Below are 22,141 nucleotides of genomic sequence, written 5' to 3'. Positions count from 1 at the left end.
GCCTACTCCCCCGCGAGACCGCCGAGCAGGTGACCGAACGACCGGCCCTCGCCGAGGTAGTTCGCCGGATCGTAGGGATCGGCGTCCTCGACCGGCTGCCGCCGCACGATCGCCTCGGCGAGTTCGCGGGCTCCCCGCTCGATCCGCTCGCCGAGCGGGGCGACCTGGTCGGCGGTGGCGCCCCAGTCGCTCGATGCGGCGAAGACGCCCGTGGCGACCGGCTCAGCGTGCAGATAGGCGAACAGCGGGCGGATGGCGTAGTCGATGGCGAGCGAGTGTCGCGCGGTGCCGGCGTTCGCTCCGATCAGCACGGGCTTGCCGGTCAGGGCGTCCGGGTCGAGCACGTCGATGAAGGACTTGAACAGGCCGGAGTAGCTCGTCGAGAAGATCGGCGTGACCGCGATGACGGCGTCTGCCGACACCACGGCGTTGATCATCGACTCGAGCGCGGGCGGAGCGAACCCGGTGAGGAGGTTGTTCGTGATGTCGTGCGCGTAGTCGCGCAGCTCGAACACATCCACCTCGGTCTGGACGTCGTGCTCTGCGAGATGCTTCGCGGTCGCGGCGGCCAGCCGGTCCGCGAGCATGCGCGTCGAGGACGGGTTCGACAGGCCGGCGGAGATCACGGCGATGCGGCGTGGTACAGATGTCATGGCTTCGTCTCGTTTCGCCGGCTCAGCGGCCGGAGGTTCCGAGGCCGAATGCGGCGCCGGCCTTGGCCGGAGTGTCCTGGTACGGACTCTCGCCGACGAGGTTGTCGCCGCGGTTCGCGCCGGGAACGGCCTGGCGCGGGGCCTGGTCGCCGTACGCCGCCTTCACGAGGCTCGCGTGGGTCGGGGCATCCGGAACCTCCGCGGGGCGGTTCTTCTGCAGCTCGCGGCGCAGCACCGGCACCACTTCGCCACCCAGGATGTCGAGCTGCTCGAGCACCGTCTTCAGCGGCAGACCCGCGTGGTCGAGGAGGAACAGCTGACGCTGGTAGTCGCCGTAGGTCTCGCGCATCCCGGCGTAGCGGTCGATGACCTGCTGCGGCGAGCCGACCGTGAGCGGCGTCATCTCGCTGAAGTCCTCGAGCGAGGGGCCGTGGCCGTAGACGGGCGCGTTGTCGAAGTACGGGCGGAACTCGCGCACGGCGTCCTGCGAGTTGGCGCGCATGAACACCTGGCCGCCGAGGCCGACGATCGCCTGCTCGGGCGTGCCGTGCCCGTAGTGCGCGAAGCGCTGCCGGTAGAGGGTGATCAGCCGCTGGTAGTGCTCCTTGGGCCAGAAGATGTTGTTCGCGAAGAATCCGTCACCGTAGTAGGCGGCCTGCTCGGCGATCTCGGGGGTTCGGATCGAGCCGTGCCACACGAAGGGCGCGACGCCGTCGAGCGGACGCGGAGTCGAGGTGAAGCCCTGCAGCGGCGTGCGGAACTTGCCCTCCCAGTCCACGACGTCCTCACGCCACAGCCGGTGCAGCAGGTTGTAGCTCTCGATCGCGAGCGGCAGACCCTGGCGGATGTCCTTGCCGAACCACGGGTAGACCGGGCCGGTGTTGCCGCGCCCCAGCATCAGGTCTACGCGGCCGTCCGACAGGTGCTGCAGCATCGCGTAGTCCTCGGCGATCTTCACCGGGTCGTTCGTGGTGATGAGCGTGGTCGCCGTCGAGAGGATCAGACGTTCTGTCTGCGCGGCGATGTACGCGAGGGTGGTGGTGGGCGACGACGACCAGAACGGTGGGTTGTGGTGCTCGCCCAGCGCGAAGACGTCGAGCCCGACCTCCTCGGCGTGCTTGGCCACGGTGACGGCGGCACGGATCTTGTCCGCCTCGCTGGGTGTGGTGCCGGTTGTCGGGTCCTCGGTGATGTCGCTCACCGAGAAGATGCCGAACTGCATCTGAGGTGTGCTGTCGTTCACGATCGCTCCTCGCGTTTTCTATGCATGTGAATGTATCTCATGCAACGCGGCTGTGGTCAGGATATTCCGATCTCGTGCGGAAAGACCGAATCGCGGCCCTGGAACTCGAGGATCGCCGGGTTGAGCACGCGACCGTCGGAGACCTCCGTCGCGCGGCGGATCGTCTCGTTGCCGGCCCACGCGGCGGGCCCGCCCATCACGATCGGGATGAAGGAGTGCAGGGCCTCACTGATCTCCCAACTGGCCGAATTCCACAGGTAGGAGGGACTGTGGTCCACGCCGTAGTAGTCGATGGTCCCGCCGACGGTGAACATCGGGTCTGCGAACGACGTCGGCCGTGCCCACTCGAACCCCATCCCCTCGTCGCACGAGACGTCGACGATCAGGCTCCCGGGGCGGAACGCGCCCAGATCGGTTTCGCGCAGATAGAGGAGCGGGCGGTTCGGGTCCTGCAGGGTGCAGTTGACGACGATGTCGCTTTCGGCGAGGAAGGGCGCGAGAGGCACGCGGCCCTCGTCGGTGATCACTTCGCTGAGGTACGGCTCGTCGTCGTGGTCGAACTGGATGATGTGCGCGGCGTGGATGGGCGAGGCCACCGACGCCGTCCGCCGATTGGTGAGGACGCGGACATCGTGGACGCCGTGCGCGCGGAGTGCGGTGACGGCACCGCGAGCGGTCGCTCCGAAGCCGATGACGACCGCGGTGAGACGTCGGCCGTAGTCGCCCGTCGCACCGCACAGCTGCAGCGCGTGCAGGACCGAGCAGTAGCCCGCGAGCTCGTTGTTGATGTGGAACACATGCAGCCCGAACGTGCCGTCGCCGCCCCAATGGTTCATGGCCTCGAAGGCGATGACCGTCAGCCGCTTGTCGATCGCCAGCTGGGTCATCCGCTCGTCCTGGACGAGGTGCGGCCAACCCCACAGCACCTGGCCGTCGTGGAGATCGCGGAGATCCTCCAGCTGTGGCTTGGGCAGCAGCACGATGTCGGAAGCCGCGATGACGTCTTCACGCGACGCGATGCGTCCGACGAGCGGGCGGATCTGGTCGTCGGAGACGCCGAACCGCGCGCCGTACGCCTCTTCCACGATGATCCGGTCACGAAGGTCAGGCGGGAGGCGCTCGAAGTGGCCGGGGTGGATCGGAACGCGCCGTTCATCGGGTTTGCGCGACGTGCCGATGACGCCGAGGGTTGGTGCAGCAGCGGTCATGGTGGCCTCGTTCCGTGCGCAGGGCAGGAGCGTCCCCGGGCCCCTGACGCTACACCTTCATCCGTCGGTCCCCGCGCGCAGCACAACGGCCTCCCACGGTCGCAGCCAGACCGTGCTGTCCTCGACCTCCGGCGGATCGGCGTAGTTTCCCAGCACGAGCTCGGCTCGCGCGGCGTCCATTCCCGTGACGCCCACCTGCTGGGGCTCGCCAGAGAAGTTGCCCGCGACGAAGAGCGACGGCCCGTCGCCGGAGCGTGTGAAGGCGTACACGTGCGAATGGTCGGGCTCCACGAGGGCGAAGTCGCCCAAGCGCACCACCCGGTCCTCGTGACGGAGCTGGATGAGCCGTCGGTAGTGGTGGAAGACGGATGCCGGATCCGCACGCTCCGCCTCGGCGTTGACGCTCGTGTGGTTGGGGTTCACCCCGATCCAGGGCTCACCGGACGTGAAACCGGCTGAGGGCCCGGCATCCCATTGCACCGGCGTGCGGGCGTTGTCGCGACTCCCTGCTGCGAGCGCCTCGACGAGCTGTTCGTCGGTCAATCGCCCGTGGGCGCGGGACTCGGCCGCATACCGGATCGACTCGATGTCGCGATAGTCGGTCAGTTCGCCGAAATGCGCGTCGGTCATGCCGAGCTCTTCGCCCTGATAGACGTACGGCGTGCCGCGGTGAAGATGCAGGACGGTGGCGAGCATGGTGGCGGACTCCCGGCGATAGGCGCCGTCGTCGCCGAACCGCGACACGATGCGAGGCTGATCGTGGTTGCACCAGTAGAGCGCGTTCCACCCCGCGTCGAAGAGTCCCGCCTGCCACCGCGCCATCGTGGCCTTCAGCGCCCGCAGATCGAGCGGGCGCAGATCGAATCGGCCGCCGGGCCCGTGATCGAGGTGCATGTGCTCGAACGTGAACACCATGTCGAGCTCTCCGCGTGCGGGATCGGTGAACAGCCGCCCGTCCTCGACCGTCGCGCCCGGAGTCTCGCCGACGAGCAGCAGCGAATCCCGCCTTCCCTCGAACACCTCGCGATGCATCTCGTGGAGGAACTCGTGCAGGCGCGGCCCGTTCACGGTGTGGGCGCGGTTGTCGCCGTAGAGGCCGTCCCCGACCCCGTCGGCGAGCGACCCGTCGTCGCCGACCGTCTTCGAGATGAGGTTGATGACGTCCATGCGGAAGCCGTCGATGCCCCGGTCGAGCCACCAGCGCATCATGTCGTAGATCGCCGTCCGCACCTCGGGGTTCTCCCAGTTCAGGTCCGGCTGCTTGCGACTGAAGAGGTGCAGGTAATACTCGCCGGTGGTGCGGTCGAACTCCCAGGCCGGCCCCGAGAAGTACGACCCCCAGTTGGTCGACTCGGCCCCGGGAGATCCGGGCACCATGCCTTCGCGTGGGGGCCGCCACCAGTACCAGTCGCGCTTGGGGTTGTCCTTCGACGACCGCGACTCGATGAACCAGGGGTGCTCGTCGCTGGTGTGGTTGACGACGAGATCCATCACGACCTTGATGCCGCGCGCGTGGAGCGCCGAGACGACCTGGTCGAGGTCGGCGAGGGTGCCGAAGATCGGGTCGACGTCGCGGTAGTCGCTGATGTCGTAGCCGTTGTCGTCCTGCGGGCTGCGGTAGAGGGGCGAGAACCACACCACGTCCACTCCGAGCTCGACCAGATGGTCGATGCGCTGCAGCACGCCCCGCAGGTCGCCCACACCGTCGCCGTCCGAATCCTGGAACGAACGCGGATAGATCTGATAGACGACCGCGCCGGTCCACCATGCCGGCGGCTCGTTCGGACTCATGGCCGATCGCATCCCGACACCCTACTCCGCGGCCGCCGCACGCGCCCGGGCTAGCTTGCGTCGGCGAAAAGGCGCAGCATGTCGCGTGCCAGCTGGTGCGGGGCGGTCTCGCACGGCGCGTGACCTGTCGGATACGTCGCGACGCGCGCCCCGATGCGCGCCGCGTACTCGTCGTGCTGCGCCTGCGGCCACAGATCCTGCTCGCCGACCGCGATGAGCTTCGGAACATCGACGGCCGCCACCTCGTCTGCGATGTCGGGCATCGACATCATGAGCCCGACGACGTCGTCGATGCATGCCCGCTCGGTCACTGCCAGTCGTTCGCGCACGAACGCGATGCGCCCCGGTGGCGTGCGGTTGAGGTTGTAGCGGATGCCCCACAGGATCAGTCCCGCGGCCCGGTGCGGCGACATGTCGGAAATGGGCCCGATGTGCTTGACGCCGCGGAACACCTGACCCGTGGCGGGGGGTGCCGACATCAGCGTCAGGCTGCGGAACAGCTCGGGGCGCTCCACGACCGCGAGTTCGGTCACGAGCCCGGCGAAGCTGTAGCCCAGCACGTGCGCCGGCGTGCCGTCCTCGAGGATCGCGACGAGGTCGTCGACGAAGAGCCGGTAGTCGTACCGTTCCCGCGGCGGGTCCAGCTGAGCCGGCCCGGCCTGGACCGATTCCCAGTGCCCGGCCAGGTCGAACGACTCCACGCGGTAGCCCGCCGCCGCGAGCACCGGCATGAGGAGCACGAAGTCCTCCTTCGAGCCGGCGACACCGGGCATCAGCACGACCCGCGGCGCTTCGGGATCGCCCAGGCGCACGCGCGCCAGGGCGCCGCTGGGTGCGGCGAACGCGTCCCGCTCGGTGCCCGCCGGGAAGACGTGCCAGTCGATGTCGGGAATGGCCTGGTCGCGCTCCAGCGCGTCGTCGATCGTCGTCATCGCGCCGAAGAGACTATCGTCCCGCGCGCGCCCCCGAGCGCAGCAGGAGTCGGAATCGCCGGATTCGGGCGACGGGTTAGTCTGGTCTGCGCCGAGCGAGGGGGTGACGATGACCAGCAGCGCTCCGCCAGCGGCGGCGCCACCGACCGGTTCCGTTCCGCGAGCGCGGCGACGCACGCCGTTCTGGGACAACGCCCGCTTCGCCTGCATCGTCCTGGTCGTACTCGGTCACGCCGTGCAGCGCCTGACGTACGACTCCGATGTGGCGCTGGGCCTGTATCTGCTCGTCTACGCGTTCCACATGCCGGCGTTCGCGATCATCTCGGGGTACTTCTCCAAGTCCGAGTCGCCGACGAAGACGCAGATGGCTCGCGTCATCACCGACATCCTGGTGCCCTATGTGATCTTCGAGGGCCTGTGGACCCTCACGAAGTGGCTCGTCGAGGGCCGCGCGACCGCGAATCTCACCGAGCCGTCGTGGACGCTGTGGTTCCTGCTGGCGCTGGGCATCTTCCGGCTCGTGCTTCCCTACCTCGCGCTCTTGCGCTGGCCGCTGGTCTGGACGCTCGCGATCTCGATCGGGGCCGGCTACGTGCCGAACATCGACTCGACGTTCTCGCTGTCTCGCACCCTCGGTCTGCTGCCCTTCTTCGCGCTGGGCTGGTGGCTGCGAGAGCACCGCATCGTCGACCGCCTGAGGCTGCTCGACCAGCGCCCCTGGTGGGCGATCCCCGCCGGTCTCGGCCTGTTCCTGGTCGCAGGGTGGGCAGCCTGGTTCTTCGTCGACGGATGGCGCGAGATGAACCTGCGCGAATGGCTCTTCTACGACGACAACTACGCCGCGATCGGCGGCACGCAGTGGTGGGCCGGCGGCGTGCGGCTTGCCCTGATGGCGGTCGCGCTCGTCCTCTCGGCGGCCTTCTTCGCCCTCATTCCGCGCGGCGGCCACTGGTGGACGCACTTCGGGCGGTACACGATGTACGTCTACCTGCTGCACTCGTTCGTCCTATACCCGTTCCGGGAGAACGGGCTGCTGCGCCATGCCGAGCCCACCTGGATCTGGCTGCCGCTGGTGATCGTGCTGTCGGTGCTCATCGCGCTGGGCCTTGCGACCAAGCCGGTGCGCCGCATCTTCCGGCCTCTCATCGAGCCACGGCCGACGTGGCTCTTCGCCGATCGCACGCTGGCCTCTCGTGAGGGTCGTCGCAGCGATCCCACGGGCTCGCGGCGACCGCGCGAGCCAGACCGGATGCCGCGGCCAGACCCGCGTCAGAACGGCTGAGTCCGCGACCCTCCGGCCGCGCGCGTGTACACGTCGGCCAGGTGCAGCAGGTGCGGCACGAGCTCGGACGGCGAGTCGACGGTGAAGTCCATGCCGAGCATGCCGATGTAGGCCGCGATGGTCTCGAGGCTGTCGGCGCCGGTGACGAGGACCGAGGTCCGGTCGTCGACGGCCTCCACCACCCCGACCGTGGGGTTGATCCGGGCCACCACGCGATCGGCGGGCGCGTCGATGCGCAGCCGTGCGTGCACCTTCCAGCCGCTGGCGGCGATCGAGCGCAACGCGAAGGCGGTGTAGTCGCCGCCCGGGACGGGCACCGGCGCGAAGGACCGCCGGGTCGGCATGCGCGGTTCGACCCAGTCGAGGCGGAAGGTCTCCCACTCCCCGTCGTCGGGGTCGCGAGCGACCAGATACCAGCGGCGCTGCCAGCTGAGCACACGATAGGGCTCCACGCGCCGCGGCTGTCCGCGATAGTCGAAGCGCAGCCACTCGGCGTCGCGCACCGCCTGCGCGACGGCCCCCAGTGTGCGGGAGTCCACTTCGGGATCCGGCGCGTCGGTGCCCACGTTCTCGGGCGCGCGGTCCACGGTTGCGGCGACGGCGTCGACGGTCGCCCGAAGCCGCGCGGGCAGCACCTGCAGCAGCTTCGTGAGTGCGCGGGCTCCGGCATCCGCGATCCCCATCACCCCCGGCGCGACACGCAGTCCGATCGCGACCGCCACCGCCTCATCGTCCTCGAGCAGGAGCGGCGGCATCTTTCCGCCGGCGCCCAGCCGGTACGAGCCCGCGCGGCCCCGCGTCGCATCGACCGGATACCCCAGGGAGCGGAGGCGCTCGACGTCGTTGCGGATCGTGCGCGCCGAGACGCCGAGCCGTCCGGCGAGCTCCGGGCCGGTCCAGTCCGCGCGCGTCTGGAGCAGACCCAGGAGCGCCAGCATTCGCGCCGACGTGTCAGCCATGTGAGACCTCTCACGGATCGATATCAGGAAGGAAACGTGCCTATATAGACCGTAACGTCAGTGTCATGAGCAACGCAACCGCCTCCACCGCCATCCGCCCCTTCCGCGTCGAGATCGCACAGGCCGATCTGGACGACCTCCAAGCCCGCCTCGCTCGTACCCGCCTGCCCCAGCCGGCACCCGTCGACGACTGGGAGGCCGGCACCCCGACGTCCTACCTCCGCGACGCCGTCGCGCGGTGGCGCGACGGGTTCGACTGGCGCGCCGCCGAAGCCCGCATGAACGAGCACCCGCACTTCACCACCGAGATCGACGGACAGACGATCCACTTCGTCCACGTCACCTCGCCTCACCAGAACGCCACCCCGCTGCTGCTGGCCCACACCTATCCGGGCTCGTTCGCGGACTACCTGGATGTGATCGGCCCGCTCGTGGACCCGGTCGCGCACGGCGGCCGCGCAGAGGACGCGTTCGACGTGGTCATCCCCGACGCTCCCGGCTTCGGCTTCAGCCAGCCGGTCACCGAAGCCGGCTGGACCACGGCCCGCGTCGCCGCCGCGTACGACACCCTCATGCGCCGTCTCGGCTACGAGTCCTACGGGATCCACGGCAGCGACAACGGCGCCATGGTCGCGCGCGAGCTCGGACTGCTCGACCCCGACGGCTTCCTCGGACTGCACGTGCTGCAGCTGTTCTCGTTCCCGTCGGGCGACCCCGCCGAGTTCGAGAAGCTCGAGCCGCAGGACTACGCGGGGCTCGAGCACATGCAGTGGTTCCAGTCCGTCGGCGGCTACAACACGATGAACGCCTCCCGGCCGCAGACCATCGCGGCCGGCCTGTCGGACTCCCCCGTCGGGCTGCTCGCCTACTCCGAACTGTTCAACTCGTTCGGCAACGGCACCAGCCTGGTGCCACTGGACGCCATCCTCACCGAGGTGAGCGTCGCGTGGTTCGCCAACGCGTCGGCCGGGATGTCGAGGGCGTATCGCGAGAACGCCCTCGCCGAAGCCGAACCGCGCGTGAGCACGGCACGCACCGGCGTCGCGGTGTTCGCCGACGACTTCCAGACGATCAAGGTCTTCGCCGAGCGCGACAACTCCCACATCGTGCACTGGAGCCGCTTCGAGCGGGGCGGTCACTACGCCGCGCTCGAAGTCCCCGAGGTCCTCGCCGGCGACATCCGGGCCTTCTTCGCCGACGCGTGACGGCCGCAGCGGCAGTGCCCGGGATCTCGTCCCGGGCACAGCCGCTTAACCCTGTGCAACAAAGGAGCGGATGCCGCGGCATCCGCCTACTCTCACCTCATGACCGACCTCAACCTGCCGATCCTCGACCTGTCGCAGCTCGATCAGGGGCCCGACGCCGCCGCGCGCTTCCGCGACGAGCTGCGAGCGGCCACCCACGACGTCGGATTCTTCTACCTCACCGGCACGGGGGTCACGCCGGCGCTCGAATCCCGCCTCCTCGGAGCGGCCCGGGACTTCTTCGCTCTTCCCGAGGCCGACAAGCTCGCCATCGAGAACGTCAAGAGCCCGCACTTCCGCGGCTACACCCGCGTCGGCGGCGAGCGCACGCAGGGCAAGGTGGACTGGCGTGAGCAGATCGACGTCGGGCCCGAGCGCGAGGCGGTCGACGACCCTGCGGCACCCGACTTCGCGCGGCTGATCGGGCCCAACCTGTGGCCCGCGGCGCAGCCCGAGCTGCGCGACGTCGTGTCGGAATGGCACGACCATCTCTCGGGTGTCGCCCGCAGGCTGCTGCGCGCGTGGGCGCTCTCGCTGGGCGCGCCCGAGACGTACTTCGACGAGCACTTCGGCGAGCCGTCGACCCTCATCAAGATCGTCCGCTATCCCGGCAAAGAGGACCCCACGCCGCAGCAAGGTGTCGGAGCGCACAAGGATTCCGGCGTTCTCACGCTGCTCTGGGTGGAGCCCGGGAAGGGCGGCCTGCAGGTGGAGCGCGACGGAGAATGGGTGGATGCACCGCCGGTTCCCGGCGCATTCGTCGTGAACATCGGCGAACTTCTCGAGTACGCGACGCGGGGCTACCTCATCGCGACGAAGCACCGCGTGATCTCGCCGCGCTACCCCGACGACCGCATCTCTGTGCCGTTCTTCTTCAATCCCGCCCTTGACAAGCGGCTGCCTCTCATCGAGCTGCCCGCCGACCTCGCAGCCCATGCCCGCGGCGTCACGCAGGATCCCGCGAATCCCATCCACGCCTTGTACGGCGAGAACGCGCTCAAGTCCCGGCTGCGCGCGCACCCTGATGTGGCGGCGATCCACCACGCCGATCTCGTCGCCGCGCGGGCCGCGGCATCCTGATCCCGTTCCCTTCCTTGCACGGCCTTCCCGCCCGTTGCAAGGGGGTGCCCGCGGCGCGGCCTGCGGCATAGCGTGGGCGACATGAGCGACGTGACGATCTTCGCGCCGTCCCCGACGCTCACGGTGACGGTCGAGGAGCACGGCGGCGAGCCCGACATCCATGTGCACGCCGGCGGCCAGGGCGCCGTGGAGGGCGGAGTCGATGTGCTCAAGGGTCTCGACCCGGTGTCGCACGTGCCGCTCGGTTTCGCCACGCGCTGACCCGGCCCCGGCTCGTGCTCGGCGACGACATCGCGCGAAAACACTCGTCCGTCGCGCGACACGCCGGGGACGAGGCATCCCCATCGGCGAGTCCCCATCACCGACTGGTGTTTTGGCATCGGAGATGAGGATGACGGAAACGACGAGAGCCGCCCCACACCGTGGGGCGGCTCTCCAAGAAAGTTTTGCGCGATTGAACGCTAGTCGCGATGTGCCTTAGCGGCGCAGTCCGAGACGCTCGATCAGCGACCGGTAACGGTTGATGTCGATGTCCTGGAGGTAGCCGAGCAGACGACGGCGCTGACCCACGAGCAGGAACAGCCCACGACGCGAGTGGTGGTCGTGCTTGTGCTCCTTGAGGTGCTCGGTCAGGTCCTTGATGCGCTGCGTCAGCATCGCGACCTGCACCTCGGGGGATCCGGTGTCACCGGGGTGCGTCGCGTACTCTTCGATGATCGCCTTCTTGACGTCTGCTTCCAGTGCCATAAAGTGATCCCCTTTCTCGTCGTTGCGCGGTGCCCGACGCCTGATGCGTGAGCTCTCTTTATCCGCGGCCGATCAAACGGCAACCTCAAGAGTCTACCAGCCCATCGCCCGGCTCGACCACCAGACTCCCGCGGCGTACGGGCACGCGGCCGCCGGTACGCTCGAACCCGTGCAGTACACCGTCCGCGTCGCCCTCGGAAGCCGACGCGGACCGCTGACGGAGACTTCCGAGGCGGCCCGGTGAGCGCGGCCGGCGAGCATCGCAGCCACTTCATCGACCTGCGGCCGTTCCGCACCAGCCCCGCGTTCGCGCGCATGTGGATCGGCTCCACCCTCGCGGGGCTCGGCGGGCAGCTGACGATCGTCGCGATCATGCTGCAGATGTACGACCTCACCGGCTCGACGTTCGCGGTGGCGATGATCGCGGTCGCGGGGCTCGTGCCCATGATCGTCGCCGGCATCTACGGCGGCATGCTCGCCGACGCGTTCGACCGGCGTACGGTGGCGCTCATCGCCGCGACGGTGACGTTCGGCTCGACGGCGCTGCTGGCGGTCCTGGCCTGGACACAGCTCGAGACGGTGTGGTGGCTGTACGCGCTCAGCATCGTCAACTCCGCGGCGAACTCCATCGTGCTCGCGACACGGCAGGCGATCGTGCCACGGCTGCTCCCCCGCGAGCTGCTGCCGGCGGCATCGGCGCTGGGCGGCATCACCTTCGGCATCATGGTGATGGCCGGGCCCGCGCTCGCCGGCGTGCTGGTGGCACTCACCGGCTACGCGTGGACGTACACGCTCGACGTGGTGCTGATGACCTCGCTCTTCCTCGGACTGTGGACCCTCCCGACGCTCCGTCCCGAAGGCGAGATCGTCCGGCCCGGCCTCGAGTCGCTGCGCGACGGGTGGCGGTTCCTGCGCCGCGCCTCCAACATCCGGCTGCAGTTCGTCCTCGACATCATCGCGATGACGTTCGGCCAGCCGTTGTCGCTCTTCCCGGCGATCGGCGCGGTCCTGCTCGGTGGCGGACCCATCACGACGGGATTGCTCACGGCGTCGGTGGCCGCGGGCGCGTTCGCGTCGAGCCTGTTCTCGGGTCGCGTCGGGGCCGTGCGGCGGCAGGGCCTGGGCATCGAGCGGGCGATCCTCGTCTATGGCGGCGCGATCGCCGCCCTCGGTCTCGTTCTGGGGTCGGCCATGCTCGGGTGGTTCTCCCCCGGCGAGGTGGACGCAGACACCCCGAACGTCGTGCTCATCGGCCTCGCCTGCGTCGCACTGGCAGTGTCGGGCGCCGCCGACAACGTCAGCTCCATCTTCCGCAACACGATGGTGCAGGCTGCGGTGCCCGATACGATCCGCGGCAGGCTGCAGGGCATCTTCATCGTGGTGGTCACGGGGGGCCCGCGTCTGGGCGCACTCTACGCCGGCACGCTCGCGACCCTGACCGCGCTGTGGTTCCCGCCGCTCCTCGGCGGCTTCATCATCATCGCGCTCGTGGCGACGCTCGTGCGGTTCAGCCCGCGGTTCCGCGCGTACGACGCTGAGAACCCGGTGCCATAGCGGAACGGTCGCGCATCGGCGGATTTCGGACGTCGCACCGGCCCAGCCGCCTGCGCTGCCGACCGCGAGCGTACCGTGGGCCCGTGACCACGACCGAGACACCACCTGCGATCCGCGCCGCGCGCGCACCCTCGGCGCGCTGGGTCACGATCCAGTTCGTGCTCGCCGGCGTCGTGTGGGGCGCGAGCTTCCTGTTCATGAAGGTGTCGCTCACCGGAATCTCGCCCGCGCAGGTCGCGTGGACGCGCATCCTCCTGGGTGCGCTCACGCTGGGCGCCCTGGTGCTGCTGCGGCGCGAGCGCCTGTCGCGCAGCGTGCGCGTGTGGGCGCATCTGCTGGTGCTCGGCCTGACGTTCTGCGTCATCCCGTTCCTGCTGTTCTCCTGGGCTCAGCAGCACGTCAGCTCGGGCGTCGCGAGCATCTTCAACGCGACGACGCCGATCATGACGGCGATCATGGCGTGGCTCGTCTTCCGGGTCGAGCGGCTCAAGGCGCTGCAGGTGCTCGGCATCGGCGTCGGCATCCTCGGGGTCGTCGTGATCATCGCGCCGTGGCAGGGCGTGGCACTGGACGGCAGCTTCGTCGCGGAACTCGCCATCCTCGGCGCGACCGCCAGCTACGGGTTCAGCTTCGCGTACATGCGACGCTTCGTGTCGAGCACGGGGATGTCGGCGATCGCGTTCACGTTCGGCTACATCGCGATGGCGGCCGCGGTGATGGCGGTGCTCACCCCGTTCCTCGTGCTGACGCCGGTACGGCTCGACGCGCCGATCGTCGTCAGTCTGGTGCTGCTCGGCTGCCTCGGCACGGGCATCGCGTACGTCTGGAATCAGAACACTGTGCGCGCGTGGGGACCGACCCGCGCATCGACCGTGACGTACATCACGCCGGTGGTCGGGGTGATCCTCGGGGTGCTGATCCTCGGCGAGACGATCAGCTGGAACGAGCCGGCCGGTGCGCTGGTCGTGTTCCTCGGGATCCTGCTGGCACAGGACCGGCTGCGTCCGGGTCGCCGGGGCCGAAACGATGAAGGGACGGATGCCGTGAGCCCACGGCATCCGTCCCCTCCCCGGTGATCAGTCCTGCTGCAGGGCACCCTGCAGGTCGAGCGTGATCGTGATGTCCTTGCCGACCAGCACGCCGCCGGTCTCGAGCGCAGCGTTCCACGTCAGGCCGAAGTCCTCGCGGTTGACGATCGCCTTCGCCGTCGCGCCGGCCTTGTAGTTGCCCCACGGGTCGACGCCGAAGCCGCCGAACTCGAAGTCGAACGTCACGGGCTTGGTCACGCCGCGGATGGTCAGGTCGCCGTCGACCAGGAAGTCGCCGTCCTGCACGCGTACGCCGGTCGAGCGGAACTCCATGGTGGGGTGGTTCTCGGCGTCGAAGAAGTCGGCCGAGCGCAGGTGGTTGTCGCGGCCCTCGTCCTTCGTGTCGACGGATGTGACATCGACGCTGGCCTCGACCTTCGCCTCGAGCGGGTTCGCCGGTGCGATCAGGGTGGCGCTCTTGAGACCGAAGGTGCCGCGCACCTTCGAGATCATCATGTGGCGCACGCTGAACGAGACCTCGCTGTGCGCGGGGTCGAGCACCCAGGTGCCCGTCTTGTAGCCGGGAACGTCGATCGTGGTGGCGGTGTCGGTCATGCTCATCCTTCGTCTCGGGGTCCGTCGCGGTGTGCGGCGAGCGTTACCCCGGTCCAACGCGGATGCTTGAGGTATCTATTCCCGTGAATGCAAAATTCAGACGATGGCTACCTCGCGTCAAGCCGCCGCGGCGCGACGGACCCGACCCGGGGTCTCGCCGGTGGTGCGCGAGAACGCGCGGCTGAACGCCGCCTCCGAGCCGTACCCGTGCACGGCGGCGACCGTCGCGACGCTCTCGCCGCTCGCGAGCATCGCCCGCGCCGCGCGCATGCGCGCTGCCACGACGTAGGCCATCGGCGGCATCCCCACCATCGCCGTGAACCGGGCCGCGAACGCCGACCGCGACATCGTGGCGCGACGTGCGAGCTCGGCGAGGGTCCAGGCGCGTCCCGGTTCGCGATGGATGGCGGCCAGGGGTGCGCCGAGGAGCGCATCGCGCAGGGCGGCGAGCCAGCCTGTCGCGGCGTCCGGCTCATCCGCGAGCCACGCCCGGACGGTCTCGACCACGAGCACGTCGGCGAGGCGCGTCGCGACCGCCTCGCCCCCCGGCCGCGGGTCGCGCAGCTCGCCCGCCAGCAATGGGACGAGAGCAGTCATCACGGGATGCCGCGCCGAATCCACCTGGACGACCGCGGGCAGCACGGCGAGCATGTCGTTGACCGCCGGCGAGTCGAAGGCGACGACGCCGCACAGCATCGCCAGTTGCGCCTCCTCGTCGGGAGCGCCGAGCCGCAGCACCGAGAACGCGTCGCCCAGCAGTGTCTGGGGCAGCAGGTCTGCGCGACCGAGGACTCGCGCGCCCGGGCGCGTCGCGACGCGATGCCCGATCCCCCGCGGCACGAGAGCCAGCATGCCGGCGTCGAGCCGCCGCGACTCCTGGCCATCCACCTCGAGGAACGCGGTGCCGCGCGCCACGATATGGAAACTCAGCGTGTCGGGGAACTCCGGCATCGACACGGCCGCCTCGCCGGCGGCCTCCGTCCACGAGTAGAAGGCTCCTCGCATCCGAAGCTGGTACAGCGCCTCGGTGAGCGGATCCTCACGGTCCCAGGGCATCGGCGTCGCCATTCGGGCTCCTTGGACGATTGATCAAGAAATGCGTACCTCTGACGATAGAACATCCAAGACGGCGATGCCAGAGTCGGAGGCATCCCCTCCCCGACGAATGGAGACACCATGAACATCCTCGTGATCGGAGCAACCGGCGGCTCCGGCCGCGCCGTGTGCGACGCCCTGCTCGAGCGCGGCCACCGCGTGACCGCGCTGGCCCGGCGAGCCTCGCGGCTCTCGCCTCGCGCCGGCCTGGAGCGCGTCGACGGCGATGCCACCGACCGCGCCGTCCTCGACCGGCTCCTGCCCGGCCACGACGCGGTGGTTGTCACGCTGGGCATCTCCGAGCCGGCACTCCGCGTCCGGCTGCGCGGAGCGCAGGGAACCCCGGACGACGTGCGCTCCCGCGGCACCGCCCAACTCATCCGTGCCGCCCGCGCCGCCGGCGTGCGGCGCATCATCGTGCAGTCGTCCTACGGCGTCGGCCCGACCAGAGACCTGCTCGGCCTCATCGACCGCGCCCTGTTCGCGCTCATGATCAAGCCGCAGATCTTCGACTCCGAACTGCAGGAGAGCCTGCTACGCGGATCGGAGCTGGACTGGACGATCGTCCAGCCGGTCCACCTCACCGACCACGAGGCGGCCGAGCGGTTCACATCGACCGACGGGCGCACCCGCAACCGCAAGGTCACGCGGCGTGCGGTCGCCGATGTCCACGCCGACCTGGTCGAGCAGCACAGCATGATCGGCGAAACCGTGTCGGTGTCGGGCTGAGTCGACGACCGACACAAGACGGAAGGGACGGATGCCGTGACTCACGGCATCCGTCCCTTTCACGTGGGCGCTGGTCAGCCGACCGCGATGAGGTCGATGATGAAGATCAGGGTCTTGCCGCCGAGGAAGTGCCCGCCGGCGGGGCCGTAGGCGAGGTGCGGCGGGATCACGAGCTCGCGGCGTCCGCCGACCTTCATGCCCGGGATGCCGTCCTGCCAGCCCTGGATGAGGCCGCGGAGCGGGAACTGGATGCTCTCGCCGCGGTTCCACGACGAGTCGAACTCCTCGCCGGTCTCGTACTCGACGCCCACGTAGTGAACGGTCACGGTGTCGCCGGGCTTCGCCTCGGCGCCCTCGCCCACGATGATGTCGCGGACGACGAGGTCGGCGGGCGCCGGGCCCGCGGGTGCGTCGATCTCGGGCTTGGTTCGGTCGTCAGTCATGGAACCATCCAAGCACGCTCGCCGCGAGTGCACGGGGCGAGTTCGCCGAGAGGGAAACCGGAGACGTCGTGCTTCAGAACTCAGCGCTCGGTGCCGCGGCGATGCCTGCGTGTCAACCGAGCGCTGAGTTGGTCTGACTTCAGGATGCCGAGGCACCTCAGCGGTGTCAAGGGCTACGGAGCGAACATCGCGGCGCGCGTCGCGGCGGTGCGCGAGAGCAGTTCGCGCTCCTCCGACGCGGCATGCGGATCCCGCCCGGTGAGGGCCCGCTGCCGCGTCGCCGCGAGCGCTGTCGCGTCGGCGATGAACCCCTTCATGAGCGGCGTGCGGTCGCCGCGGAGGGTGCGCGCCCACGCCATCGCAGTCCGGCGTCCGGCCGACGTGGCCAGCATGTCGACCTCCTGCGGCGTGAACCAGCCGGCCGCGGCGTATTCGCCGAGGCGCCGCCGGGTCAGCCGCGATTCCTCGCGGCGCAGGGCGATCACCCCGAGGATGAAGCCGGCGAACAGCGGGATCTGCAGGGTGAGGTACAGCACGAAGAAGTCGCCGAACAGGGCGGACCCGTTCCACAGGGCGTGCAGCCCGATCGCCCCTGCCAGCCCCAGCAGCCAGGGACCCACAGCCTGACCCGCCGACACCCCCCGACGTGCGGCGAGCCCGAGGGCGAAGCCGGTCACGCTCGTGAACATGACGTGCGCGAACGGAGACAGGATGCCGCGCACGAAGAAGGTCGCCGACGTCTCGGCAGCGCCGCCCTCGATGAACGCCAGCGCGAAGTACTGGATGTTCTCGGTGAACGCGAAGCCGGCACCGACGAGCGCGCCGTACACGATGCCGTCGACAGGACCGTCGAACGCCCGCCGTGCGGTGGCGAAGATGAGGAAGACGCCGATCCCCTTGGCGACCTCCTCGACGATCGGCGCCTGCACGACGACGGAGAAGGCCTCGCGCAGCGGCGACGCGTCGACTCCGATCGCGAGCGTGATGAGCAGGTCGACACCAAGGGCGATCCCGACCGCGGCGACTGCTCCCCACGCGACGGCGAGGACGAGCAGGCCGCGCGGTTCGGGTTCCCACCGATCGACCAGGCGCACCGCGAAGAGCACACCCGCCAGTGGCAGCAACGCCAGCAGCATGCCCACGAGGGACGCTCCGGGCCCGATCGCGTTCAGGAAGTACCCCACGAGCGCGACCAGCACCAGCACGAGCAGCCCGACGATCCAGATCGTGGCCGTCCGTCCGCGGCGCGGCGCGGCGCCGGCGACCGGGACCGGCGCGGGTGAGGTGGCCGGCGGCGCGATCACGGCGGGAGCCGCGTGCCGGGGTTGCGACAGCGCCGATGCGAATTCGGGCGGGGTGAGCGAGGGCCGGGGCTGAGCGGGGCCCTGATCGTGCGTCATGCGCCCAGCCTAGAACCGACGCGCCGCCTCTCCGGAAGCGGCCAGGTAGGTTGGAAGGATGCGCTTCGCCCACGTCGTCCCGCCCGGATCCGACGCCACGCGGCTCATCCTGGTCGACGGCGATGAGGCCGTGTTCGTCGACGAGTTGTTCGACGGCGCGCCGCGGGTGCTCGAACAGCTGATCGCCGGCGGCGACGACTTGCTGGAGCGCGTGCGAGAGACCGCGGCGACGGGGACGAGGCATCCGCTCTCCGGTCAGCGGTACGCGTCCGCAGTGCTCTCCCCTCCCGTGATCCTCGCGATCGGATTGAACTACGCGGCCCACTCCAGCGAGCTGGGGCTGAAGACCGACTCGACCCCGACCGTCTTCGTGCTGTGGCCCAACTCGCTGGCCGCCCACGACGACACCACGATCTGGCCGCGCTCGCTCAGCGAGTCCGTCGATTACGAGGCCGAGCTCGGAGTGATCATCGGAAGCCCCGCGAAGGACGTCCCGCCCGAGACCGCTCTGGACCACGTGTGGGGCTACACCGTCGTCAACGACATCACGGCACGCGACATCCAGTACTCCGAGGCGCAGTGGTCGCGCTGCAAATCATTCGACGGGTTCACGCCGACGGGTCCCTTCGTGGTCACCGCGGACGAGATCCCCGACCCGCAGGACCTCCACATCTGGACCGTGCTCGACGGGCGAACGATGCAGGATGCCACGACGGCCCAGATGGTGCGTCCGGTCTCGACCCTGATCGCGCACCTCTCGAAGTCCGCGACGCTTCTGCCGGGAACGCTCATCTCGACAGGGAGCCCCGGTGGAGCGGGCTATTCACGCGACCCTCAGGTGTTCCTGCGAGACCGGTCCACCGTCACTGTCGGGATCGACGGCATCGGCTCGCTCACGACCCACTGCCGCATCCTGGACTGAACGCGACGAGGGCGGACCCGCGTCGCGGATCCGCCCTCGTCGAAGGGTTGTGACGCTCAGCTCACGGGCACGTGATCGTGAGCCCGGACGTCGTCTCGTGCGTTCCCGTGCCGACCTGCGCGCAGAACTCGGCGATCTGCGCGGCGCCGGCGGCGGCGATGCTCACCAGCGCGATCACCACGATGATCGTGATCACCAGGAAGACCGAGCCGAGAATGATCGCGGCCAGCGCCCAGCCGTTCTTGTGCCCCGCCTTCTTGCTCTGCACGAGCGCGACGATGCCGAGGATCAGGCCGATGAGCGACGCGAAGAACGACACGATGAACGCGACGATGCCGAGCGTCTTGCCCGGGACGGGCGCGTTCTCCGGAGCGCCGTACGCGGGCGGCGGTGCGGTGGGATAACCCGATTCGGCGGGAGCCGCCGCCGGGGCTGCCGCCGGCGGGGCGTCGTAGGCGGGCTGGGCGTCGTAGGCCGGAGGTGCCGGCGGGACGCTGCCCGACGCGGGAGGCGCGGGCTCAGCGGGGTTCTGCGGATCGGTCATGTCGGTTCCTCTCGATGGCGGGGCTGAGCACGACCGTATCGGCACCGGCGACCGCGGGCAATCGTCCGCGCCGTGATCCGGTCTACGGGATCTGCGGATCGGCGCCGACCTCGCCGGCCGGATCGGCGACCGGCGGGATCACCGGGATCGCCGCCGTGATCGCCTCGAGCCCCGACAGACGCGCCGGCGAGAGCTGCTTCATGACGTCCTCGCGCGACATCAGACCGGCCTCGACGACGAGGTCGGCGACGCTCCGACCCGTCAGCAGCGCGGTCTTGGCAAGTGCTGCTGCGGCCGAATAGCCGATGAACGGCGTCAGTGCGGTGATCACGCCGACGGACGAGCCCACCATGCCGCCCAGCCGCTCGCGGTTCGCGGTGATGCCCTCGACGCAGTTGACGCGCAGGGTGTGCATGCCGCGGCGCATCCAGGTGATCGACTGGAAGATCGAGTGCGCGATGACGGGCTCGAACGCGTTGAGCTGCAGCTGACCGCCCTCGACCGCCATGGTCACCGTCAGATCGGCGCCTGCCACCGCGAAGGCGACCTGGTTCACGACCTCGGGGATCACCGGGTTCACCTTGCCGGGCATGATGCTGGAACCGGCCTGGCGTGCCGGCAGGTTGATCTCGCCGAAGCCGGCCTGCGGACCGGACGAGAGCAGTCGCAGGTCGTTGCAGATCTTCGAGAGCTTGATCGCGTTGCGCTTGAGCGACGACGAGAACGACATGAAGGCGCCGGTGTCGCTCGTGGACTCCACGAGGTCGGTGGCCAGGTCCAGGTCGAGCCCGCTGATCTCGCGCAGATGCCGGAGCACCGCCTGACCGTAGCCGGGATGCGTCGTGATGCCGGTGCCGATCGCCGTGGCGCCCATGTTGATCTCGTAGAGCAGGTAGGCGTTCTCCTTGAGCCGGCTGTGATCCTCGCCGAGCGTCGTGGCGAAGCCGTGGAACTCCTGGCCGAGTGTCATCGGCACCGCATCCTGGAGCTGCGTGCGGCCCACCTTCAGCACGTCGTGGAACTCCACGGCCTTGGCGAGGAAGGCCTTGCGCAGCAGGTCGAGCTCATCCAGCAGTGTGAGCAGGTCCAGTCCCAGCCCGACCTTGATCGCTGTCGGGTAGACGTCGTTGGTCGACTGGCTGCGATTGGTGTCGTCGATCGGTGAGAGGAAGGCGTAGTCGCCCTTCTCGCGGCCGGCGAGCTCGAGCGCGATGTTGGTGATGACCTCGTTCGCGTTCATGTTGGTCGACGTGCCGGCGCCGCCCTGGATCACTCCCACGACGAACTGGTCGTGGTACTGACCCTCGATGACCAACTGCGCGGCGCGGTCGATGAGGTCGGCCTTTTCGGCGTCGAGGACGCCGATCTCCTTGTTGGCCCGTGCGGATGCCTGCTTGACCATCGCGAGCGCCTTGACGAGGTCTTTGTAGACCGAGATCGGCCGCTTCGAGATCGGGAAGTTCTCCAGTGCGCGGGCGGTGTGGATGCCCCAGTACGCTTCGCCGGGGATCTCCAGCGACCCCAGGGAGTCGGTCTCGGTGCGGGTTCGCATCATTGCGTCCAGAGCCATGTGTGCAGTCCTCGTGGGTCGATCACAGCGGTGTGCAGGGATGCCTCGAGACTACCCGCGGACGGCCGGGGCGCCGTTGTCCACGGCGTACAACCCGGTCACCCGGCCATACGCCACGGCGAAACCGCGCGCCGCGTCAGGGTCGCTTGCGCGAGAACGCCTCGAGCCTCTCTTCCGGCGTCAGCCGCGACATCCGCTCGAGCCATTCCGCCGAGAAGTAGTCGCCGGTCGGAGCGTCCACCACGGGCACGACCGCGTGCGTGATCGTGTCGTCGTAGACGTGCACGAGGTGGAACGACTGACCGGCGTCCATGCCGTTGACGTCCACGGCAGGCCGCGCGAGATTCATCGTGTAGCAGCTCGCGGCGGCGACGCTCACGGGCACGCCCGCGAAGGTCCCGCTCGTCGAGTAGTGCAGGTGTCCCGCGAGGATCGCGCGCACATCGGTGCCGGCGATCGTCTCGGCGAAGCGACCCTGGTCCCGCAGCTCGAGGATGTCGAACAGGGGCACGTGCGAGGGCAGCGGCGGGTGGTGAAGCGCCAGAATCGTGCCCAGCGGAGCCGGTATCGCCAGAACCTCGCTCAGCCACTCCAGCTGCCGCGTGTCCAGGTCGCCGTGATGCCATCCGGGGACGGTCGAGTCGAGCGCGATCAGGCGCAGTCCGTCTAGGTCCCACACACCGGTCACGGGCTCCTGCGTCGGCTCCAGATCGAGCAGGCTCCGCCGCAGCTCGGGTCGCTCGTCGTGGTTGCCGGCGATCCACACGATCGGCGCGCCGAGCCGGTCGGCGAACGGCTCGACGACCGCCCTCAGGGCTGCATACGCCTCCGGCTCGCCGAGATCCGTCAGGTCGCCGGTGAAGACGACGGCGTGGGGACGGATGCCGGTGGCTTCGGCCGCCTCGAGCGTGCGGGCGAGGTTGGCCGCGGTGTCGAAGCGCCCGCCGAGCGGGCGATTGCCCGCGAGCAGGTGCGTGTCACTGAGGTGCAGGAGGGTCCGCCGTGCGGGCGGATACTGACCGAGTTGGACTGTCGTCGCAGGGGTCATGCGCACAGCCTATGGCGTGGTCGCGACGCTCGCGCCGGCGGTGCGGGCCTGGTC

The 22,141-nt window shown here is 69.4% G+C and carries 22 protein-coding genes; 8 read left to right on the top strand and 14 right to left on the bottom strand.

Annotated features, from left to right (window positions below):
- Positions 1-2 precede the first annotated feature (2 nt).
- The 5 genes from ACLKM7_RS15160 to ACLKM7_RS15140 all read right to left on the bottom strand — a co-directional run bounded on the left by ACLKM7_RS15160 (position 3) and on the right by ACLKM7_RS15140 (position 5,827).
- On the bottom strand, positions 3-653 hold the full coding sequence (locus ACLKM7_RS15160) for an FMN reductase (RefSeq protein ID WP_436447986.1): 651 nt from the start codon (positions 651-653) through the stop codon (positions 3-5).
- Between the two features lie 22 nt (positions 654-675).
- On the bottom strand, positions 676-1,875 hold the full coding sequence (locus ACLKM7_RS15155) for an LLM class flavin-dependent oxidoreductase (protein ID WP_436448055.1): 1,200 nt from the start codon (positions 1,873-1,875) through the stop codon (positions 676-678).
- A gap of 77 nt (positions 1,876-1,952) precedes the next feature.
- Positions 1,953-3,104: a N(5)-(carboxyethyl)ornithine synthase gene (locus tag ACLKM7_RS15150; RefSeq protein ID WP_436447985.1), complete on the bottom strand. Its 1,152-nt coding sequence runs from the start codon at positions 3,102-3,104 to the stop codon at positions 1,953-1,955.
- A gap of 57 nt (positions 3,105-3,161) precedes the next feature.
- Positions 3,162-4,895, bottom strand: coding sequence for a glycoside hydrolase family 13 protein (locus ACLKM7_RS15145; protein WP_436447984.1), 1,734 nt, complete (start codon positions 4,893-4,895; stop codon positions 3,162-3,164).
- 50 nt (positions 4,896-4,945) lie between these two features.
- Positions 4,946-5,827 (bottom strand): alpha/beta fold hydrolase, encoded by an 882-nt coding sequence (locus ACLKM7_RS15140; RefSeq protein ID WP_436447983.1) that lies wholly within the window; start codon positions 5,825-5,827, stop codon positions 4,946-4,948.
- A gap of 109 nt (positions 5,828-5,936) precedes the next feature.
- Between ACLKM7_RS15140 and ACLKM7_RS15135 the strand changes: the two genes are divergently transcribed.
- Positions 5,937-7,109, top strand: coding sequence for an acyltransferase family protein (locus tag ACLKM7_RS15135; RefSeq protein ID WP_436447982.1), 1,173 nt, complete (start codon positions 5,937-5,939; stop codon positions 7,107-7,109).
- Here the strand turns inward: ACLKM7_RS15135 and ACLKM7_RS15130 are convergent.
- Positions 7,097-8,068 carry a helix-turn-helix transcriptional regulator gene (locus ACLKM7_RS15130; RefSeq protein ID WP_436447981.1) on the bottom strand — a complete coding sequence of 324 codons (972 nt, stop codon included), beginning with the start codon at positions 8,066-8,068 and terminating at the stop codon, positions 7,097-7,099. The genes ACLKM7_RS15135 and ACLKM7_RS15130 overlap by 13 nt on opposite strands.
- A 65-nt stretch (positions 8,069-8,133) precedes the next feature.
- Between ACLKM7_RS15130 and ACLKM7_RS15125 the strand changes: the two genes are divergently transcribed.
- From ACLKM7_RS15125 to ACLKM7_RS15115, 3 genes are all read left to right on the top strand, one after another.
- Positions 8,134-9,273, top strand: a complete 1,140-nt coding sequence (locus tag ACLKM7_RS15125) for an epoxide hydrolase family protein (protein WP_436447980.1) — start codon at positions 8,134-8,136, stop codon at positions 9,271-9,273.
- Positions 9,274-9,372: 99 nt separating this feature from the next.
- Positions 9,373-10,392, top strand: coding sequence for an isopenicillin N synthase family dioxygenase (locus ACLKM7_RS15120; RefSeq protein WP_436447979.1), 1,020 nt, complete (start codon positions 9,373-9,375; stop codon positions 10,390-10,392).
- Between the two features lie 81 nt (positions 10,393-10,473).
- Positions 10,474-10,653, top strand: coding sequence for a hypothetical protein (locus ACLKM7_RS15115; RefSeq protein ID WP_436447978.1), 180 nt, complete (start codon positions 10,474-10,476; stop codon positions 10,651-10,653).
- Between the two features lie 216 nt (positions 10,654-10,869).
- Here the strand turns inward: ACLKM7_RS15115 and rpsO are convergent, their stop codons facing one another.
- The gene (rpsO, locus tag ACLKM7_RS15110; protein ID WP_005048780.1) at positions 10,870-11,139 is read right to left on the bottom strand and encodes a 30S ribosomal protein S15; all 270 of its coding nucleotides are present in this window, start codon (positions 11,137-11,139) and stop codon (positions 10,870-10,872) included.
- 240 nt (positions 11,140-11,379) lie between these two features.
- Here rpsO and ACLKM7_RS15105 point away from each other — a divergent pair, with 240 nt between their 5' ends.
- Both ACLKM7_RS15105 and ACLKM7_RS15100 read left to right on the top strand, forming a co-directional pair.
- Entirely contained in the window at positions 11,380-12,693 is a 1,314-nt protein-coding gene (locus ACLKM7_RS15105; protein WP_436447977.1) for an MFS transporter, read from the top strand.
- Between the two features lie 83 nt (positions 12,694-12,776).
- The gene (locus ACLKM7_RS15100; RefSeq protein WP_436447976.1) at positions 12,777-13,769 is read left to right on the top strand and encodes a DMT family transporter; all 993 of its coding nucleotides are present in this window, start codon (positions 12,777-12,779) and stop codon (positions 13,767-13,769) included.
- On the opposite strand, the gene ACLKM7_RS15095 is transcribed toward ACLKM7_RS15100, so the two are convergent.
- Complete coding sequence (locus ACLKM7_RS15095) at positions 13,770-14,336, bottom strand: YceI family protein (protein WP_436447975.1); 567 nt, start codon at positions 14,334-14,336, stop codon at positions 13,770-13,772.
- 117 nt (positions 14,337-14,453) lie between these two features.
- The gene (locus ACLKM7_RS15090; protein ID WP_436447974.1) at positions 14,454-15,404 is read right to left on the bottom strand and encodes an AraC family transcriptional regulator; all 951 of its coding nucleotides are present in this window, start codon (positions 15,402-15,404) and stop codon (positions 14,454-14,456) included.
- Between the two features lie 108 nt (positions 15,405-15,512).
- Between ACLKM7_RS15090 and ACLKM7_RS15085 the strand changes: the two genes are divergently transcribed.
- Positions 15,513-16,160: an NAD(P)-dependent oxidoreductase gene (locus tag ACLKM7_RS15085; RefSeq protein WP_436447973.1), complete on the top strand. Its 648-nt coding sequence runs from the start codon at positions 15,513-15,515 to the stop codon at positions 16,158-16,160.
- A gap of 74 nt (positions 16,161-16,234) precedes the next feature.
- Here the strand turns inward: ACLKM7_RS15085 and ACLKM7_RS15080 are convergent, their stop codons facing one another.
- Entirely contained in the window at positions 16,235-16,603 is a 369-nt protein-coding gene (locus ACLKM7_RS15080; protein ID WP_168912212.1) for an FKBP-type peptidyl-prolyl cis-trans isomerase, read from the bottom strand.
- Between the two features lie 173 nt (positions 16,604-16,776).
- Positions 16,777-18,003: a PrsW family intramembrane metalloprotease gene (locus ACLKM7_RS15075; protein ID WP_436447972.1), complete on the bottom strand. Its 1,227-nt coding sequence runs from the start codon at positions 18,001-18,003 to the stop codon at positions 16,777-16,779.
- Positions 18,004-18,061: 58 nt separating this feature from the next.
- Here ACLKM7_RS15075 and ACLKM7_RS15070 point away from each other — a divergent pair, with 58 nt between their 5' ends.
- Entirely contained in the window at positions 18,062-18,925 is an 864-nt protein-coding gene (locus ACLKM7_RS15070) for a fumarylacetoacetate hydrolase family protein (protein WP_436447971.1), read from the top strand.
- Between the two features lie 61 nt (positions 18,926-18,986).
- Here the strand turns inward: ACLKM7_RS15070 and ACLKM7_RS15065 are convergent, their stop codons facing one another.
- The 3 genes from ACLKM7_RS15065 to ACLKM7_RS15055 all read right to left on the bottom strand — a co-directional run bounded on the left by ACLKM7_RS15065 (position 18,987) and on the right by ACLKM7_RS15055 (position 22,087).
- Positions 18,987-19,469, bottom strand: coding sequence for a DUF4190 domain-containing protein (locus tag ACLKM7_RS15065; RefSeq protein ID WP_436447970.1), 483 nt, complete (start codon positions 19,467-19,469; stop codon positions 18,987-18,989).
- An 82-nt stretch (positions 19,470-19,551) separates the two neighbouring features.
- Complete coding sequence (locus tag ACLKM7_RS15060) at positions 19,552-21,039, bottom strand: aspartate ammonia-lyase (protein WP_436447969.1); 1,488 nt, start codon at positions 21,037-21,039, stop codon at positions 19,552-19,554.
- Positions 21,040-21,175: 136 nt separating this feature from the next.
- Positions 21,176-22,087, bottom strand: a complete 912-nt coding sequence (locus ACLKM7_RS15055; protein ID WP_436447968.1) for a phosphodiesterase — start codon at positions 22,085-22,087, stop codon at positions 21,176-21,178.
- Positions 22,088-22,141 lie beyond the last annotated feature (54 nt).

Origin of the sequence: Microbacterium sp. I2 (genome assembly GCF_051364985.1) — a bacterium.
Taxonomy (GTDB): domain Bacteria; phylum Actinomycetota; class Actinomycetes; order Actinomycetales; family Microbacteriaceae; genus Microbacterium.
This window is presented reverse-complemented; position numbering and strand designations above follow the sequence as displayed.

Coding starts and splice junctions, on each gene's coding strand:
- ACLKM7_RS15075 (WP_436447972.1), bottom strand. CDS start 18,003: ATGACGCACGATCAGGGCCCCGCTCAGCCCCGGCCCTCGCTCACCCCG.
- ACLKM7_RS15065 (WP_436447970.1), bottom strand. CDS start 19,469: ATGACCGATCCGCAGAACCCCGCTGAGCCCGCGCCTCCCGCGTCGGGC.
- ACLKM7_RS15080 (WP_168912212.1), bottom strand. CDS start 16,603: ATGACTGACGACCGAACCAAGCCCGAGATCGACGCACCCGCGGGCCCG.
- ACLKM7_RS15135 (WP_436447982.1), top strand. CDS start 5,937: ATGACCAGCAGCGCTCCGCCAGCGGCGGCGCCACCGACCGGTTCCGTT.
- ACLKM7_RS15090 (WP_436447974.1), bottom strand. CDS start 15,404: ATGGCGACGCCGATGCCCTGGGACCGTGAGGATCCGCTCACCGAGGCG.
- ACLKM7_RS15115 (WP_436447978.1), top strand. CDS start 10,474: ATGAGCGACGTGACGATCTTCGCGCCGTCCCCGACGCTCACGGTGACG.
- ACLKM7_RS15120 (WP_436447979.1), top strand. CDS start 9,373: ATGACCGACCTCAACCTGCCGATCCTCGACCTGTCGCAGCTCGATCAG.
- rpsO (WP_005048780.1), bottom strand. CDS start 11,139: ATGGCACTGGAAGCAGACGTCAAGAAGGCGATCATCGAAGAGTACGCG.
- ACLKM7_RS15095 (WP_436447975.1), bottom strand. CDS start 14,336: ATGACCGACACCGCCACCACGATCGACGTTCCCGGCTACAAGACGGGC.
- ACLKM7_RS15160 (WP_436447986.1), bottom strand. CDS start 653: ATGACATCTGTACCACGCCGCATCGCCGTGATCTCCGCCGGCCTGTCG.
- ACLKM7_RS15070 (WP_436447971.1), top strand. CDS start 18,062: ATGCGCTTCGCCCACGTCGTCCCGCCCGGATCCGACGCCACGCGGCTC.
- ACLKM7_RS15055 (WP_436447968.1), bottom strand. CDS start 22,087: ATGACCCCTGCGACGACAGTCCAACTCGGTCAGTATCCGCCCGCACGG.
- ACLKM7_RS15130 (WP_436447981.1), bottom strand. CDS start 8,068: ATGGCTGACACGTCGGCGCGAATGCTGGCGCTCCTGGGTCTGCTCCAG.
- ACLKM7_RS15145 (WP_436447984.1), bottom strand. CDS start 4,895: ATGAGTCCGAACGAGCCGCCGGCATGGTGGACCGGCGCGGTCGTCTAT.
- ACLKM7_RS15060 (WP_436447969.1), bottom strand. CDS start 21,039: ATGGCTCTGGACGCAATGATGCGAACCCGCACCGAGACCGACTCCCTG.
- ACLKM7_RS15085 (WP_436447973.1), top strand. CDS start 15,513: ATGAACATCCTCGTGATCGGAGCAACCGGCGGCTCCGGCCGCGCCGTG.
- ACLKM7_RS15150 (WP_436447985.1), bottom strand. CDS start 3,104: ATGACCGCTGCTGCACCAACCCTCGGCGTCATCGGCACGTCGCGCAAA.
- ACLKM7_RS15155 (WP_436448055.1), bottom strand. CDS start 1,875: ATGCAGTTCGGCATCTTCTCGGTGAGCGACATCACCGAGGACCCGACA.
- ACLKM7_RS15140 (WP_436447983.1), bottom strand. CDS start 5,827: ATGACGACGATCGACGACGCGCTGGAGCGCGACCAGGCCATTCCCGAC.
- ACLKM7_RS15125 (WP_436447980.1), top strand. CDS start 8,134: ATGAGCAACGCAACCGCCTCCACCGCCATCCGCCCCTTCCGCGTCGAG.